Annotated in this window: 12 protein-coding genes and 1 tRNA gene; 11 read left to right on the top strand and 2 right to left on the bottom strand. The window is 63.3% G+C overall.

Annotation, left to right across the window (positions count from 1 at the left end; translation table 11 throughout):
• Positions 1-53: 53 nt before the first annotated feature.
• From FIV42_RS04895 to FIV42_RS04845, 11 genes are all read left to right on the top strand, one after another.
• Positions 54-2,861: a DUF4397 domain-containing protein gene (locus FIV42_RS04895; protein ID WP_168210417.1), complete on the top strand. Its 2,808-nt coding sequence runs from the start codon at positions 54-56 to the stop codon at positions 2,859-2,861.
• Positions 2,862-3,011: 150 nt separating this feature from the next.
• Positions 3,012-4,262 (top strand): hypothetical protein, encoded by a 1,251-nt coding sequence (locus FIV42_RS04890; protein WP_141196589.1) that lies wholly within the window; start codon positions 3,012-3,014, stop codon positions 4,260-4,262.
• A gap of 57 nt (positions 4,263-4,319) precedes the next feature.
• Complete coding sequence (locus FIV42_RS04885) at positions 4,320-5,204, top strand: hypothetical protein (RefSeq protein WP_141196588.1); 885 nt, start codon at positions 4,320-4,322, stop codon at positions 5,202-5,204.
• Between the two features lie 180 nt (positions 5,205-5,384).
• A tRNA-Gln gene (locus tag FIV42_RS04880) sits at positions 5,385-5,455 on the top strand.
• Between the two features lie 171 nt (positions 5,456-5,626).
• Positions 5,627-6,586 (top strand): ribose-phosphate pyrophosphokinase, encoded by a 960-nt coding sequence (locus FIV42_RS04875; protein WP_141196587.1) that lies wholly within the window; start codon positions 5,627-5,629, stop codon positions 6,584-6,586.
• A 169-nt stretch (positions 6,587-6,755) separates the two neighbouring features.
• On the top strand, positions 6,756-7,439 hold the full coding sequence (locus tag FIV42_RS04870; protein ID WP_141196586.1) for a 50S ribosomal protein L25: 684 nt from the start codon (positions 6,756-6,758) through the stop codon (positions 7,437-7,439).
• 33 nt (positions 7,440-7,472) lie between these two features.
• Entirely contained in the window at positions 7,473-8,036 is a 564-nt protein-coding gene (gene pth / locus FIV42_RS04865; RefSeq protein ID WP_141196585.1) for an aminoacyl-tRNA hydrolase, read from the top strand.
• 407 nt (positions 8,037-8,443) lie between these two features.
• Entirely contained in the window at positions 8,444-10,714 is a 2,271-nt protein-coding gene (locus FIV42_RS04860; protein ID WP_141196584.1) for a sodium-translocating pyrophosphatase, read from the top strand.
• A gap of 145 nt (positions 10,715-10,859) precedes the next feature.
• Positions 10,860-11,258 carry a 30S ribosomal protein S6 gene (gene rpsF, locus FIV42_RS04855; protein ID WP_141196583.1) on the top strand — a complete coding sequence of 133 codons (399 nt, stop codon included), beginning with the start codon at positions 10,860-10,862 and terminating at the stop codon, positions 11,256-11,258.
• Positions 11,259-11,262: 4 nt separating this feature from the next.
• Entirely contained in the window at positions 11,263-11,706 is a 444-nt protein-coding gene (gene rplI, locus FIV42_RS04850; protein WP_141196582.1) for a 50S ribosomal protein L9, read from the top strand.
• A 123-nt stretch (positions 11,707-11,829) separates the two neighbouring features.
• On the top strand, positions 11,830-14,748 hold the full coding sequence (locus FIV42_RS04845; protein ID WP_222615378.1) for an FAD-binding and (Fe-S)-binding domain-containing protein: 2,919 nt from the start codon (positions 11,830-11,832) through the stop codon (positions 14,746-14,748).
• On the opposite strand, the gene FIV42_RS04840 is transcribed toward FIV42_RS04845, so the two are convergent.
• Complete coding sequence (locus FIV42_RS04840) at positions 14,749-16,191, bottom strand: patatin-like phospholipase family protein (protein ID WP_141196581.1); 1,443 nt, start codon at positions 16,189-16,191, stop codon at positions 14,749-14,751.
• 133 nt (positions 16,192-16,324) lie between these two features.
• The gene (locus tag FIV42_RS04835) at positions 16,325-16,672 is read right to left on the bottom strand and encodes a hypothetical protein (protein WP_141196580.1); all 348 of its coding nucleotides are present in this window, start codon (positions 16,670-16,672) and stop codon (positions 16,325-16,327) included.
• Positions 16,673-16,877: the final 205 nt, after the last annotated feature.

Here is a 16,877-nt window from a genome sequence, read left to right as displayed (position 1 = left end):
CAGTGCCCGGACGCAGAACCCAAGACTCGAGCCTCAAGCCCCAAGACTCGTCGATGAACCATACACTTCGCACCACTGCTCGGCTGCTCGCCGGACTGCTGATGGCCTTTGTTGTCTCCTGGATCGCCGCCGGTTGCGGCCAGCCGGTGACCTACTGCGCGCCCGGTGACCCGAACTGCGAAGCCGGATGTGTCGGTGGATGCGGGGCGGGTGAGTACTGCGCCAACGGCCAGTGCGTCTCGATCGAGCTGCAGTGCAACCAGGCCGGCGAGGAGTGTAACCCGCGCGCCCAGAGCAGTGATGGCTTTTTGTGCATCGACTGGGACGGCCAAGGCGTGCGCGAGGCGATGTGCTCGCAGATGTGCAGTCCGGACGCTACATGCCCGGCCGGCTCGTCGTGCTTCGTGCTCAGTTCGAACTTCGACACCCCGTGTCAGAGCGCGTCCGACTGCCGCGAAGACATGTTATGCATCCAGGGGACCTGCCGCTACACGGCGTGCCAGCCCTCCGAGTGCACAGGCTTTTTGAGCGGCCAACAAGCCTGCGCGCAAAAATACGCCGATCATCCGAATTTCGCCGACGGCGCCAAGTGCTACGAATTCGAAAACCAGTCGAACTACTGTTTCCCCGCCGGTCAACGGCAACTCGGCGAGGCGTGCGTCGACATCAACACGGCATTGCAGCAGCAGGAATTCACGGCCACCTGCGCCGCCGGGCTCGGCTGTGTGTCGGGCACGTGCCGCACTCCCTGCGAGTCCGATGAAGATTGCGATGGGGAGGACACCTGCACGCTGTCGGCGGCGACCAACCTGGGCACGGGGGTGGGCTTTTGCGCGAACACCTGTACGCCCTTCGAAGAGGGCGCCTGCGGGCCGGGCAAAATGTGCCAGCCCGTCGGCCCCGACGAGGGACACTGCGTGCCCACCGGCACCAAGCCGGCCTTTTCGCAATGCGTCCCCGGTGAGAATGAGTGCGAAATGGGCACCCTGTGCGTCGAGTACGACACGCCGGGCGGCCAGACCGAGGCGCGTTGCCACCCGATCTGCGACTTGACCGCGGCGCCTCCCGGCGCAGACGGCACCGTCAGCGACAGCGCGCAAGCCGCGCGCGACGCAACCTGTCCGCAGCCGCCCGCCGCGCTCGCCTCGGTTCGCCTGGTACACCTCAGCGAGCTCGCCGGGCCCGTCGACGTGTATGTCGCCGGCGAGGACGATGTGCTCGTCGAAGGTTTGGATTTCGGCGGCGTACACCCCGCGCCGTCGAGCGCGAGCTGGCTCGAGATGGAGCCGGGGCGCTACCGGCTGACCGCCGTGCCTGCCGGCGCTCCGCGCACCGACCGACCGTTGGTGGACGTGACCGTCGACCTCGCCTCGGGTGTCGGCGAAGAGATCTATATCGCGCCGCCGGCGCCGACGAGCTCAGATGATGCGCAGTCGGTGGTGATCGAGGCGCACGGTGCCGATGTCAGAACCTCGCAAACCGAGCTTCGGGTGGTTCACCTGTTGTCTGACACCGACGCCGTCGACGTAGTCGTCGTAGACGCGGCCGACGACGCCGCCGAGCTCTCCAATCAAATCGTGCTCGCCGAAGATCTCGCGTTCGGCCAGGGCGGGGCGCTTGTGAGCGTGCCCGCCGAAGAGTTGCGCGTGCTCGTCTTTGCGAGCGGCGCTGATCGCACCGACACCAGCGCAGCACTCGTCAACGCGACTATCACGGCGTCGGCCGACAGCACGGCCGTGCTGCGCGGCACGCTCGATCCCGACGATTTCTATGATGCGAGCCAGCCCACGGTTCTGGAGTTGGGCGACGCGCCCGACGCGGCTCCGCGCGGCACGCAGTTTTCATGCACCGCGCTCGACAACGGCGCCTATGGCTTCTGCCAACAGGTCTGCTCGGGCGGGGCGTCCGATTTCGGCACCGGCGCGTGCGAAGGCGACGCGATGGGTTGTACGCCGACTCAATACCCGGCTCGTGCCGAGTGGCTCACGCTGTGTGCGCCGGTGGGCGACGGGGGCTCGGGCACCTCATGTGACCCTCAACGTCCCAACGGCCAGTGCCAGGAGGGGCTGTTCTGCATGCCCTACGGCACCGGCGTCGAGCCGAGCGACGACGGGCTTCTCGGCCGCTGCACGCCACTTTGTGAGGTTGACGGCAGCGGCACAAGCGCGCTCGGCTGCGAGGAGGGCCAGAGCTGTAAGCCGGTGGCCTACGACGGTTCGTACGATATCGGTCAGTGCGGCTGGTCGTGCGACGCCGGCGCCGATTACGCCGACGACCGTTGTCCGGCTGGCCTGAAGAGCTGCAAACCGACCGCATCGCTTCGCGAAGACGCCTCCGGCCAAACAGCGCCTGTGGTCCAAGACGAGCAGCCGTTTTGCTCGGCGTCGGGTCCCGTCGCCGCCGGCGAGACATGCGGCGGGCGCGACTGCGTGGCCGGCACCGAGTGCATCTACCCGCGCTCGGAGCAGACCGATCTCGTCTCGACGCTGCTCCCTCAGTATTTCGGCGCCTCGGGCCTCGTGCCGACATGCACACCCCAATGTGATCCGTTCGATGCCGACAGCTCCGAGATCACCTGCGCCTCCGGTGAAACTTGCCTGCCCAATTATCCGTGGAGCGCAGAGGTGGGCCACTGCGCGCCCATCGACACCTGGGTCGCGCCCAACCAGCCCTGCGACAATCCTGGGCTGGCGTGCGGCGAGGATTCCATCTGCGTGATTTACCAAGGCGGGCAGGACTGCCTGCGCTTCTGTGACTACGAAGGGGCCGACGCCCAAGGGGCATACGCGCAGAGCACGTGTCCGCCGGGTTTGGTGTGTGAGCCGTTTGTCGCCGATATCGGTGTGTGTGGGGCGCCGTGAGGATCTTAACGGCGCACTTTTTGCATTACGTTCCAGTAACAGGTAAGTAACAGTAGTGCGCCCCGGCATTTGACACTCTGCGTCAAACTGTTGATGATGCGCGCCCTGAGAATACAGATGAAACCCTCAAGCATCCGAGAGGACGAGGCAATGAGTCGCGAAAGCAAATTTTGGTGGTTGGTGTTGGGGCTTGTCCTCGTGATCGGACTCAGCCAGACGGGCTGCGCGTCGAGCGAGGCGGAGCCGGAGTGTGTCGATGATTTCGGATGCGCTTTCGGCGAGCGTTGCAATACCGAGTTGGGTGTGTGCGAAGAAGAGATTCGCAACAGCAACAACGACAACAACTCGAACACGCCCGACACCGGTGTGACCGAAGATACCGGCGGCGGTGAAGATTCCGGTGGCGAAGATACCGGCGTCCCCGAGGACACCGGCGTTCCGGAGGATACGAGCGGGGGCCAAGACACCGACCCGCTGAGCTGCGTGCCCGCATGTGGCACCGGCGAGGTTTGCCAGAACGGCACGTGCGTGCCCGACGGCAGCGGTGGTGGTAGCTGCACGCAGAAAGGCGAGTCCTGCGATCCCAATGTCGTCGACCAGGGAAGCTTCTGGTGCGCCGGCGACGGCAACGGCGGCGGCGAGTGCCTGCCCAAGTGCAGCGAAGCGTTCTCGGCCAACGGGTGCGCGGTCGGCGAATACTGCTGGGACATCGGCTCCGACACCCAGTCGGCGCCGGCTTGCGTCGCCTCGCAGTGCCAGACCGACAGCGAGTGCTCCAGCGGAAGCTGCCTCAACTTCGACAACTCGTTTGGCATCTGCCTGTCGAGCGGCTCGACCCTGGAAGGCCAGTCGTGCGACCCGAATGTCGCCAACACCTGCGCCCCCGGCCTGATCTGCCGCCAAGAGCCCGCCGGAAGCGGCCAGGGCGTCTGCCGCACGATGTGCGACCCCTGGACGACCACCTCGGGATGCCCTTCCGGTCAACTGTGTGACCTTTACACCACCCGCGAAGGCGTCTGTGATCCGGAAGTCGACATGACCGGCACCCAGCCTTTCCAACAGTGCTCGACCTCCGGGGCCATGTGCGACAACGGCGTGCTTTGCCTGCAGTTCAGCACGGCCAACTATTGCGTGGCGTACTGCCGCGCCGGCATGGGCGACTGCATGGGCATGGGCGACGCCTCGACCACTGTCGGTTGCAACAACTACGTGGTCGCCGGCGAGCGCGCCTGGGGCCTTTGCCTGCCCAACTGCACCTCCAACGCCGACTGTGGTACCGGTTCGACGTGCACGGGCGGCTTCTGCCGCAGCACCTGCACCGCCGGAAACGAGGTTCAGGACTGCTGCAACGGCAACGCGACCAACTGCAATTGGACCTGCGTGAACGGTCTTTGCGAATAAATCTGAGTGAGTAACTAGTAGCTGTTTGGCTATTTCCCAACAATGGAGTGTGACGAAATGAAGCTCTCGACCATGATCAATGCAACTGGCCGCAGCCGTCTGATGGCGGTGCTGTGCTGCCTGCTGTTCGTCTTCGCCGTGGCTTGTGGCGACGACGACGACAACGGCGGCAACAATTCGAACAACACCAACAACGGAGCTGACGTCGGCACCGACGAGGATACCGGCACCGACGAGGATACCGGCACCGACGAGGATACCGGCACCGACGAGGATACCGGCACCGACGAAGACACCGGCACCGACGAGGATACCGGCGGTACCTGCGAAGGTCTGGGCCAAGACATCGGCCCGTGCGACCCGATCTGCCAGACCGGATGCGCCGACGGCGAAGCCTGTGTGGCTGGCCGCGCCTCCCAGAACGATCCCCTCCAGTCGCAGTGCCTGCCTGCCGGCACCGGCGTGCAGGGCGACACCTGCGGTGAGCAGGCTGGCTGTGAAGCTGGCTTCGGCTGCTTCACTGTCGAAGGCGCCAGCCAGTGCCTCGAGATCTGCCAGCCCAGCCAGGGCGCCGCAGCTTGCCCTGACGGCTTCAGCTGTGCGGCACAGGACCAGAACCTCGACTATGGTGTGTGCATCGAGACGCCTTCCGATTGCGAGCAGTTCCCGCCGGAAGATACTTGTGGTGATGGTGAGAACTGCTACCAGACCCAGGGCGGCGGATTCATTTGCGCGGCATTCAACGCCAGCGCTTCGGCTGGTGACGCCTGCTCGAGCCCGACCGACTGCAACGATCTGCAGCTTTGCGTGTCGACCTCGCAGGGCGGCCAAGCCACCTGCCAGAACGCCTGTGATCCCACCGCGACGGACAACCGCTGCGCCGACGGGGAAAGCTGCGCGCAGCTGCAAGGTGCTGAGGTTGGTGTCTGCATCACGCAGTAACGCCAGCGTCTGACCTGACCGAGCGCGGCGCTCCCAATTTTTTGGGGCGTCGCGCTCACTTTTTTTGTGAACAGCTTGACACCCCCAAAATAGCGTGTTAATTCATCCGCCCGCGGTCGAGAAGGGCCTCTTTTGAGGCTCCCCGGACGCGACACAATGAGCCGGCAAAATGGCTCTCAATCGGGTGTGGCCAAGTGGCAAGGCAGCGGGTTTTGGTCCCGCCATCCTAGGTTCGAATCCTAGCACCCGAACTGTTTAATTGGGCGGATCTTGCGTCATGCAAGATCCGCCAAACATTGCCGCGCAGATCCTCTTCGGATGGTTTGAAAAAGGGTCTGCGCGTTTCTTCTATCGGGCAGGGTTAACTACGCCCCCCGAGGCTGACCGTTCGCTGCAGCTGTATAAGGCGCCGGGAGAGCGAGATGGATTCGGAGTTATTGTTATTTGCCGGCAACTCGAACCCCGAGTTGGCCGAGGCGATCGCCTCGTATCTCAACATCCCGGTCGACGACGCCCTCGTCGGCAAGTTCTCCGACGGCGAAATCCAGGTACAGATCAACACGAGCGTGCGTGACTTCGACGTCTACCTCGTGCAGAGCCTGTCGTGGCCGGTCAACGACAATTTGATGGAAATGTTGGTGATGATGGACGCGCTGCGTCGGGCCTCGGCTCGACGGATCACGGCCGTCATCCCTTATTTCGGCTACGCGCGCCAGGACCGTCAGCCGGCCCCGCGCACCCCGATCACCGCCAAGCTCGTGGCCAATATGCTCGAGCTGGGCGGCGCTGATCGTGTGGTGGCGATGGACCTGCACGCCGGGCAGATTCAGGGCTTCTTTACGAGGCCCTTCGAGCATTTGTACTCGAGCCCGGTGCTGCTCCAGGCCATCCGCCAGCTTGGCTACGGCCCCGAGGAGATGGTCATCGTCTCGCCGGACGCCGGTGGTGTCGAGCGCGCGCGGCATTACTCGAAGACGCTCAAGTGTCCCTTGGCGATCCTCGACAAACGGCGCAGCGCCCCTAACGTTGCCGAGGTGATGCACCTCATCGGCGACGTCGAGGGCAAGCACGCCGTCATCGTCGACGACATGATCGACACGGCGGGCACGTTGACCAAAGCTGCCGCCGCCATCATCGAGCATGGGGCCGCCTCGGTTTACGCCGCGGCCACCCATCCGATCTTGAGCGGGCCGGCCGTCGAGCGCATCGCCAACTCCCAGCTCGAAGGTGTCATCGTGACCGACACCATCCCGCTGGGCGAGCAAGCAGCCGCGCTCGACAAGATCGGCGTTGTCTCGGTGGCCAAGGTCTTTGGAGAGGCAATTCGACGCATCCATGGCGGAACGTCGGTCAGTTCTCTCTTTACTTCCATCAATTCATGACATATCCCATCGCACCCCTAATCAGGGCAACCGGATAAGCGCGTGTTGTACGCGCGATCCGACCAAAGCGCTAAAGCGGTGCGAACGGACTATTCGATAGATTGAACCGCATGACTGGCGGGCTCGTCCCAGGTGGGGACGCGTCGCCAGGAGCAAACGGAGAAAGCCAATGGACGCTTCAAACAACCCGACTCTGATGGCAGAGCGTCGCGAAGAGAGCGGCAAAGGTGCTGCGCGTCGACTGCGCCGTGCCGGCCTTCTGCCCGCGGTCTGCTACGGACGCAACACCGAATCGGTCGCTCTGGCCATCAACCTCGAAGATCTCGAGGACGCCATCGACACCCCGAAGGGGCTCAACACCGTGTTCACCGTCCAGCTCGACGGCGAAGACACCTCCTTCGACAACGTCATCCTGCGTGACTACCAGGTCCACCCGGTCAAACGCGACCTCCTGCACGTCGACCTGATGGTCGTCGAGGAAGGCCAAGAGATCGAGGTGCGCGTGCCCATCGAGCCGGTCGGTCGTTCGCTCGGTGAGCGTGAGGGCGGCAAGCTTCGCCTTCTGTACCCGGACATTAAAGTCGCCTGCGTGCCCTCGGCCATCCCCGAGGTCATCGAAGTCGACGTGACCGAGCTGGGTCCCGGTGGCGCGATTCTGGCCAGCGAGCTCGACTTCCCCGAGGGCGTCGAGCCGACCTACAAGGTCGACTTCGCCATCGCTCGTATCCTCATGCCGCGTCAGAACGTCATCGGCCTCGAGCCGGTCGGCGCTGCTGCCGAAGCCGAAGAGGAAGCCGAGGGCGCCGAGGCTGCTGCCGAGGAAGGCGAAGGCGAAGAAGAAGCCACCGAATAAGGCGACTTCTGATTGCCCGACACGGGGCCTCTTATGAGCCGCTTTCTGATCGCGGGGCTGGGTAATCCCGGCTCCAAATATGCGCGAACCCGACACAATATCGGGTTCATGGCGCTCGACCGTCTGGCCGAGCGCCATCGCATTGCTCTGGGCTCCGAAAAGTTCGACAGCCGGTTCGACACCGGCCGCGTCGGCGGCGAAATGGTCGTGCTGCTCGAACCGCAGACTTACATGAACCGCTCCGGAAAGGCGGTTCAGGCGGCGGCGAGCTTCTACGACCTGAGCCCCGACCAGATCATCGTCGTCCACGACGAGATCGACCTGCCTTTGGGTTCCATCCGCATCAAGCGTGGCGGCGGTCACGGAGGTCACAACGGCCTCAGAGACATCGTCAACAGATTGTCGAGCAAAGATTTTATTCGCGTGCGCCTGGGCGTCGGCCGCCCCGAGCACGGTGACGTGACCAACCACGTGTTGGGCGCGTTCGACCGCGACGAGCAGGACGACGTCGCCGAGGTCATCGAAACCGCCTGTGACGCCGTCGAGACCATCATTTCCGACGGCGTCAACACGGCCCAGAATCGCTACAACAGCTGAATACACTCCCGTCGACCCCTCCTTTTCGACGGCCATTTCCCCTTCATCGCGGGCTCCCTCCGCACTGACTCGTCCCGAAATGTCACCTCGACTTCGGTGTCGAGGGTTGCATTCCTTCCGCAGAAAAGTTACAGGAAAAGTATACGTCTAGCAGTAAGTGATGAAGTTGTCTGGCAGTCGGCCGGACGCCTCGCGGTGTCTTGGTCCGGGGTCGGGCGCCTTGTGTTTGTGGTCTGAGGTCGGGCGCTTTTGGTGTCGTGGTCTTGGACCACTTGCGTTTTGGCGTCTCGTTCTTGGGCGGGCGAGCTTTGGCGTCGTGGCTTTTTCGCTGGATTTCGTCAGGTGCCCTGGGGTGTGCGGGCGGGTGCCTTCAGGTGTTGTAGCTCAAACGTTACCAGGAGCTTATCGTGGAAACTTGGATTATCTATGCAATCCTCGGCTCGGGCCTGCTGGCGCTAGTATATGCCATCGTCCAGGCGAGTTGGATCTCGAAACAAGAAGTGGGCACGGCCCGGATGGACGAATTGGCCGGGTATATTCGAGAGGGGGCGATGGCCTTCCTATCGAAAGAATATCGGGTGTTATCGGTCTTTGTGATCGTGGTCGCCGGGCTGCTTTTCTTCATCTACTACAACTCGGTGAGCACCGGCGCGCTCGACGCCGGTGGACTGGGCGCGGTGGATATGGGCCTTGTGGCCATCTCGTTCGTGGTGGGCGCGATCTGCTCGGCGGCGGCCGGCTTCTTTGGCATGCGCGTCGCCACCAACGCCAACGTGCGGACCACCAACGCGGCGCGAAAGGGGCTGGCCCCCGGCCTGAAGATCTCCTTTGCCGGTGGCGCGGTCATGGGCATGAGCGTCGTCGGCTTGGCTCTCCTCGGGCTGAGCGTGTTGCTGATCTTTTTCAGCAACTACTTCAACGTCAGCCTGGTCGAGGCGATCGCCTCGCCGGAGCAGCAGCTCAGCTACAAGGGCCTGCTCAACGTGGTGACCGGCTTTAGCCTCGGCGCCTCGTCGATCGCCTTGTTCGCGCGCGTCGGCGGCGGCATCTACACCAAGGCAGCCGACGTTGGCGGCGACCTCGTCGGCAAAGTTGAAGCCGGGCTGGCCGAGGACGACCCGCGCAACCCGGCCGCCATCGCCGATGCAGTCGGTGATAACGTCGGCGACGTCGCCGGCATGGGCGCCGACCTCTTCGAGTCGTACGTCGGCTCGATCATCGGTGCGATGGTGCTGGCGCTGGGCTGGGCGGCAACCTTGGCGGCTTCGGGCGCGGAGAATCCCAATGGGCCGATCTTCTTGCCGCTTGTCATTGCCGCTGTGGGTATTGTGATCTCGATCGCGTGCACCTTTTTGGTGCGCACCAAGGAGGACGGAAATCCGTCCAGGGCGCTGCACACCGGCACGATCAGCGCGGCAGTCCTGACCGCGATCGCCACCTTCTTTTTGGTGAAGTGGGCCATGCCCGAAGGTGGCATCCCCGGCACTGAATATGGCCAACTCGGCCCGTTCTGGGCGGTTGTCGGCGGCCTGACGGCAGGCACGCTCATCGGTCTGGTGACCGAGTACTATACCAGCGATCACTACAAGCCGGTCCAAGAGATCGCCGCCGAAAGCGAAATGGGCACCGCTCCCAACATCATCGCCGGCTTGGGTGTGGGCATGATCTCGACGGGCATTCCGGTCGTGCTCATCGTCATCGCCATCGCAGTGGCCTACTACTTCAGCGGGCTGTACGGCATCGCGCTCGCCGCGCTCGGTATGTTGGCCACCACAGGCATCCAGCTTGCCGTCGACGCGTTCGGCCCCATCGCCGACAACGCCGGCGGCATCGCCGAGATGGCCGAGCTTCCCAGCGAAGTGCGTGATCGCACCGACAAGCTCGACTCCGTCGGCAACACCACCGCTGCGATCGGCAAGGGTTTTGCCATCGGTTCGGCGGCGCTGACCTCGCTGGCGCTGTTCACCGCGTTCACCCAGCAGGCGGGCATCGACCCGGAGACGGGGATCAACGTGCTCAACCCGCAGGTGATGATCGGGGTGTTCATCGGCGCCATCATGCCGTTCCTCTTCAGCGCATTGGCCATGAAGGCCGTGGGGCGAAGCGCCTCGGCGATGATCGAGGAGGTGCGCCGTCAGTTCCGCGAAATCGACGGCCTGCTCGAGGGCAAGGCGAAGGCCGACTACACCCGTTGTGTCGACATCTCGACGGGCGCGGCGCTCAAGGAGATGATCGCACCTGGCCTGCTCGCCATCGTGGTGGCCGTGGCCGCCGGGTTCTGGAGCCCGATCGTCCTCGGCGGCGTGCTCGTCGGTGTGACGACGGCCGGCGTGGCCATGGCGATCTATCAATCCAACGCCGGCGGGGCGTGGGACAACGCCAAAAAGTATATCGAGTCGGGGAAGCACGGCGGCAAGAACTCCCCTGCGCACAAGGCATCGGTCGTCGGTGACACCGTCGGCGATCCCTTCAAAGATACGGCCGGCCCATCGCTGAATATCCTGCTCAAGCTGATGAGCGTCACGGCGCTTGTGCTCGCCCCGGTCATCGCGATCCCGGCCGCCACCGAGATCTCCGAGGGCGAGGCTACCGAGCCCGCTGCCCAGATGGCCAAGGCCGAGGTGAGTGACGACCGGGCCGAAGAGGGCGGGGCGGAGGCCCGTGAGAATGTCGACTGATCGGGGCCTTATAGGGCCGTTTCGACGGCATTGACGGCATTTCGCTAAAGGCTATTGCAATTTCGTGGCGGAGGCGTTAAAAGCGTCCGCCCAATTTACCTCGCTCCGTCCCCGTGACGGGGCAGTCTATTCCGAGAGGTGTGAGATGCCTGTTGAAAGACAAGCTGAGTACGAAACAATCTATATCCTGCGTCCCGACTCCGCTGATGACGAACGGTCCGCTGCACGCGACCGGCTCGAAGGCGTCGTCGAGGGCCGCAATGGTCATGTCCTGAAATTCGACGAATGGGGCCAGCGCGACCTCGCCTACGAGATCCGCGACTCCACGACCGGCACCCGCTACGATCGTGGCGTGTACCACTACTACCGGTACATCGGCCCGAACGATACGGTCGCCGAGGTCGAGCGTAACCTGAAACTTTTGGACGTCGTCCTCAAGTTCATGACCATCAAAGTCGACGACGATCTGATTCCGGAAGAGCGCCTGGCGCGTCCGGAAGAAGAGGAGCCGGAAATCCTTCCCTATAAAGGTGAAGAGGAGTGAACCGATGGAAGTCATTCTGCTTGAAGACGTACGTAATTTGGGAGAGATGGGTGACATCGTCGACGTCGCTGACGGCTACGGGCGCAACTATCTGATCCCGCAAGGCATGGCCGAGCCGGCCACCGCCGCGCGCAAAGACCAGATCGAGCACCAGCTCACGGTCATCGAAGCCCGCAAGGAAAAAGAGCGCGCCGCCGCGCGCGAGATCGTCGGAGATATCGACGGCGTCTCGATCTCGGTACCCGCTCGCGTGGCCGAAGACGACCAGCTTTACGGTTCGGTCACTGCCCGTGACATCGTCGATGTGCTCGGACAGCAAGGCATCGAGGTGACCCACAAGCAGGTCCAGCTCGACGAGCCGGTGCGTGAACTGGGCATCTATAAGATCCCGATCAAGCTCGCCAGCGGCATCTTCGCGTACATCCGTCTGTGGGTTGTCGCGATGTAAGGCCGTGCGCGCACGGAAGAGAGAGAAGCCCACGCTGGTTCTGTACCAGGGTGGGCTTTTTTTGTGAGATCCCATTTGTGAGATCCCAGTGGAGCGACGGTGTCCCTGCCGTCGGAAGTCGTAATGGACGCCAAGCAAGCTCGAAAACTCGCCGCCAGGCTCGATGGTGAGCTGCACTACGATCGCCTGCACCGGATGCTGTACGCCCAAGACGCGTCGGTCTACCAAGAACAACCCACGGGAGTGGTCTTTCCGCGCTCTACCGAGGACGTACAGGCGATCGTCGAGTTTGCAGCGCTCACCAATACCCCGCTCATTCCGCGCGCCGCAGGCACCTCGCTGGCCGGCCAGTGTGTCGGCGAAGGCTTGGTGGTCGATCTGGGGCGTCACATGAACCAGATTCTCGAGGTCAACGTCGAGGAGCGATGGGTTCGGGTGCAGCCCGGGGTGATTCTCGATGATCTGAACCGCCACTTGGCCCAGTACGATCTGTTCTTCGGGCCCGATACCTCCACGTCGAATCGCTGCATGATAGGCGGGATGATCGGCAACAACTCGTGCGGCTCACACTCCATCTACTTCGGCCAGACCCGCGATCACCTGCTCGAGCTGGGGGTCGTGTTGGCCGACGGGAGCTTCGAGATGCTCGCCCCGTGGGACGAGGCTGCGTGGAAGGAGCAACTCGCCCGCCAAGATCAGTTCGGCGAAGCGTTGCGCACGCTCGACGCGGTGCTGCGCGACAACGGCGAACTCATCGACGAGCGCTATCCGAGGCCGGAGGTCATTCGGCGAAACACCGGCTTCCCGCTCGACATCGCGCTCAACACGAGCGCGTACGGCCGCGGTGAGACGCCGTTTTCGTTGCCCAAGTTCTTGTGCGGCACCGAGGGCACGCTCGCCTTTACGACGGAGGCGAAGCTCAACCTGGTCGACAAGCCCAAGCGCAACCTGTTGGTGTGCGTGCACTTCGACTCGGTGCGCGGCGCGCTCGAAGCCACGATCGAGGCGGTCGAGCACGGCCCGGCGGCCGTCGAGCTGATGGACCGGCCGATCCTCGAGCTCACCAAACATAATATCGAGCAGAAGCGAAATCGGTTCTTCGTCGAAGGCGAACCCGAGGCGATTTTGGCCGTGGAGTTTTACGCGCAGACCGACGAAGAACTCCAGAAGATGGCCGACAAGCTTATCGAGGACTTTCGCTCGAAGGGCCTCGGCTACTCGTTCCCGATCATCTGGCCGCCCGACGACAAGCGCGTCTGGGCGTTGCGCAAGGCGGGACTCGGGCTTTTGATGGGCATGAAGGGCGACACCAAGCCCGTGACGGTCGTCGAGGACACTGCCGTGGCCGTCGACGTGCTGCCCGACTATATCGACGAGTTCGCCGAGATCATGGACTCGTACGGCACCCGCTGCGTCTACTACGCTCACGCTTCGGTCGGCGAACTTCACCTGCGACCGGAGCTCAACCTCAAAGACCGCGAAGACGCCGAGCGCTTCAAGGGCATCGCGCGCGACGTGGCCGACCTGGTGAGCAAGTACGGCGGCGCGTTGAGCGGGGAGCATGGCGATGGGCGCCTGCGCGCTCCGCTGCTGGAGCGCTTCTACGGCGAAGAGATCATGGCGCTCCACGGCGAGGTCAAGCAGGCCTTCGACCCGAAGAATATCTTCAACCCCAAAAAGATCGTCGACCCCGAGCCGATCGACAAAGACTGGCGCTTCGTGCCGGGCAATCCGACCCCGGAGGTCGACACGGTCTTCGATTGGACCGGAGAGCTGGGCTTGGTGCGCGCGGTCGAGAACTGCAACGGCGCCGGAGTATGCCGCAAGCGAGCCGAGGCCGGCGGCACGATGTGTCCGAGCTATATGGCGACCCTCGACGAGAAGGACACCACGCGTGGTCGGGCGAACGTCTTTCGCCAGGCGCTCTACAGCCCGAACCCGCAAGACGCCTTCTCGAGCGAAGAGCTTCGCAATGCGCTCGATCTGTGCCTGTCGTGCAAAGGGTGCAAATCGGAGTGTCCGGCCAACGTCGACATGGCTCGCCTCAAAGCCGAGTTCACCCAGCAGTACCACGACGCGAAGGGCACGCCCCTGTCGGCCATCGTTTTTGGGCACTACGGCCGACTCAGCCGACTCGCCTCGGTGATGCCGTGGCTGGCGAACTTCTTTTTGAGCTTCTTTTTGTCGCGCTGGCTGATGCGCTCGCTGCTCAAGGTTTCCCTGAATCGCCAACTTCCCAAGTACGCCTCCAAGCGCTTCACCAAGCAGTTCGCGCGTTACCGCAAGGAGCACCCGGCCGATGCTGACGCCAAGGCGGTGTGGCTCTACGTCGACCCCTTCACCGAGTACACCGAGCCGGAGCTTGCGATGGCCGCAGTGCGTGTGCTCGAGCGCGGAGGGTGGCGCGTCGAGCGTCTGCCGGTCGACGACGACGGGCGCACTTATTTGTCCAAGGGGCTGGTGCGTCACGCCAAGAAGCTGACTCAGGAGAATATGGAGCGCCTCGAGCCGTTGTTCGAGGAGCATCCGGACCGAAAGATCGTCGGCCTCGAGCCCAGCGCGCTGTTGACCTTCCGCGACGAGTCGCCAGATCTTTGCGATAACGCGCACAAGCCGACTGCCAAGAAGCTGGCTGACCGCGCGCTGCTCATCGAGGAATTCGTCGCTCAGGCGGCGGCCGACGGTGAGTTTTCGGCCGAATGGACCGACGGAACGCTCCCGAAGGTGCTCCTGCACGGCCACTGTCACCAAAAGGCCTTGGTCGGCGTCTCCCCGACCGTCGAGGCCCTCGAAGCCGCCGGTTACGAGGTCGAGGCGCTGCCGACGGGTTGTTGTGGGATGGCCGGCTCGTTCGGCTACGAAGAGCAGCACTACGAGGTGTCGATGGACATCGGCGAGTTGGTGCTCTTCCCGGCGCTTCGAGACGCCGACGAAGAGACGCTCGTGTGCGCGCCGGGCACCTCGTGCCGCCACCAGATCCACGACGGTGTGCGCCGCACTGCCCACCATCCGGCGATCTTGCTGGAGCGAGCGCTTCGGTAATTAAGGGATTTCCCAACTGCCGTAGGGAGGCAGTTGCTCGAGGGAGCGCTCGAGGTACTCGGCGTCTTCGTCGAGCTCGCCGCGGGCCGATTGGATGATCGTCTTGAGCTTCGAGTAGCTGTTGACGAGGACCTGCAGCGGGTTGGGCGGGTTTTTGAACGTCTTGTGGTAATCGGAGTAGGGCCGGTTGGCCAAGACCGCCGGTCGGGCGATCTGCTGGATCGGAATCCAGATGAGATTTCGGCCGCGGGTCACCGGCGCGAAGCCGTCGAAGGCGGCGATGTGCACATTGCGGCGGCCGATGCTTCCCTCTTGAACCGACTCCCAGGCGACCTGCGAGGGGACGTTGTTGATCACCCCTCCGTCGCAAAGCCTCAGCAGGTTGTGGCGCTCGAAGAGGGCCTCGAGCGGGTCGATCGTCGCCGGGTCGTCGTGGAAGATATCAAAGTGCAACAGTCCGGGGACCGCGCACGAGAAGCCGACGGCCTCGATGACCGGGAACTCGCGTGTGACGTCGTCGCGTCCGAAGACGACCTGCGACAAGAAGCGCGGGTTTTTGCTCAGTTGGCGAACCGCCTTGAAGAAAAGCTTGAGCTTGCGGGTGATGTCGAGCGGCGACAGGCTGCCCGGCTCGGGGCCGTCCTCTTGCTGGTATTCGGAGTCATCGACCTCGTAGCCGCGGCGGATCCCGCAGGTGACCACCTCGAGGCGGATGGGCAACTCCGAAAACGGCAAGATCGGTTGGCCCAGAAGCTCTTGGAAGATCTGGCGGCCCACTCGAAGCAGATTCATGTGGAAGGCGCCCGGAAAGCCGAAGCGCGAAAACCCGGTGAAGGGTCGAAAGATCTCGTTGTAGCTGAGCGTCTTGGGCAGCGACAGCGCCGTGGCGACCGGATCGTAACTGCGGTCGAGCGCGCGAAGCAGCCCCATGACGCTCCCCATCGAACTCCCCACGATGAGTTCGGGCGTCACCCCCAATTCTTTGAACAGCGAGAACGAGCCCAGATGGACCAGGCCGGCGCCACCACCGCCGCCGAGGACGAGCACGAGCTTCTTCTGGCGAAGCTCCTCGTCGAGGTGCTCGGGGCCGAAGTCGTTGATGTGGCGTTCCAGGAGTTGCGAACGAGTGCGCTCGACACGAAGCGCCAGGACGGGGGCGATCTCGCGAAGGGTGGTGACGTCGGCGTCACCGTCTTCGGGCACCAGCGGCACGATCGACTCGATCATCCACCGACGCAGCCCGTCGACGTCCTCGCTCAGCGAGACGTCGTGGCCTTCGGGGGTGCGAAACAAGTTGGCCTGAGCCAATGCCAGCGCATATCGAAACAGCGCTTCGTGGCGCGGGTGGAGCACACCGGGGTGGTCAACCACGACTTTGATAAAGCGGCGCTCGAAGGCCTTCAACTCGCGTATGCGGACGAAATGTCGACCGAAACGACTCAAGCGTGACTCACAGAGGGGGTCGGTTTAGCTCCGGTGTTCACCGGGGCCGCCACTATAACACAAGAAAAGGAAAAGAGGGAAAAAGGGAAGTGGTGAAGGGAAAATAAGGAGAACTAAGGGTGGCTTAGTTCCCTTATCCTTCGGGGTGCGACGGGGGAGGGCTCAACGGCAGTTCCTGGCCGGTCAGGATACGCCGGATGTGTTCGGAGCGGTTGCCGTCGCCCACTCGGTCGGCCAACTCGTCGACCGAGGGTTCGGGCAGACGAAAATCCACGCGCATTAAGTTGTCGCGCTCGACCGCGGGGTTGACCGGCGGTTCGTCGCCGTACAGAACCATACGAAGGTAGGTCTCTCGGCCAATCGGTGCTCGGAATCGAAAATTCATCAACCGATCGAGCTCCTCGAGGACCCCCTCATCGACTCGGACCGAGACGACCACGGTCGCTACCGTGTTGCCGGCCCGTTCCTGCTTTTTTGCCATGGTGGTCTCCAACCAGTCGACCGCCCTATCCCCATGGGGTGCTCAGGGCGCCAGAAATATTCGCTGCGGCAAATGTCATACCGTATGCAAAAGCGTCTGAAAAGCTCCGTGATCGCATTTCTGGCTGATGGCGCAGAATTAATGCTATTTTGGGCTTTCACAGTTTTGGTAGTATCGACGTTTGGGTGCTGAGGCAACACGTCGG

The sequence above is a fragment of the Persicimonas caeni genome (assembly GCF_006517175.1).
GTDB lineage: Bacteria > Myxococcota_A > Bradymonadia > Bradymonadales > Bradymonadaceae > Persicimonas > Persicimonas caeni.
This window is presented reverse-complemented; position numbering and strand designations above follow the sequence as displayed.

Excerpts from the sequence above, each read along its gene's own strand:
- rpsF (WP_141196583.1), top strand. The coding sequence starts at position 10,860 with ATGCCTGTTGAAAGACAAGCTGAGTACGAAACAATCTATATCCTGCGT.
- FIV42_RS04895 (WP_168210417.1), top strand. The coding sequence starts at position 54 with ATGAACCATACACTTCGCACCACTGCTCGGCTGCTCGCCGGACTGCTG.
- FIV42_RS04870 (WP_141196586.1), top strand. The coding sequence starts at position 6,756 with ATGGACGCTTCAAACAACCCGACTCTGATGGCAGAGCGTCGCGAAGAG.
- rplI (WP_141196582.1), top strand. The coding sequence starts at position 11,263 with ATGGAAGTCATTCTGCTTGAAGACGTACGTAATTTGGGAGAGATGGGT.
- FIV42_RS04890 (WP_141196589.1), top strand. The coding sequence starts at position 3,012 with ATGAGTCGCGAAAGCAAATTTTGGTGGTTGGTGTTGGGGCTTGTCCTC.
- FIV42_RS04835 (WP_141196580.1), bottom strand. The coding sequence starts at position 16,672 with ATGGCAAAAAAGCAGGAACGGGCCGGCAACACGGTAGCGACCGTGGTC.
- FIV42_RS04885 (WP_141196588.1), top strand. The coding sequence starts at position 4,320 with ATGAAGCTCTCGACCATGATCAATGCAACTGGCCGCAGCCGTCTGATG.
- FIV42_RS04845 (WP_222615378.1), top strand. The coding sequence starts at position 11,830 with ATGGACGCCAAGCAAGCTCGAAAACTCGCCGCCAGGCTCGATGGTGAG.
- FIV42_RS04875 (WP_141196587.1), top strand. The coding sequence starts at position 5,627 with ATGGATTCGGAGTTATTGTTATTTGCCGGCAACTCGAACCCCGAGTTG.
- pth (WP_141196585.1), top strand. The coding sequence starts at position 7,473 with ATGAGCCGCTTTCTGATCGCGGGGCTGGGTAATCCCGGCTCCAAATAT.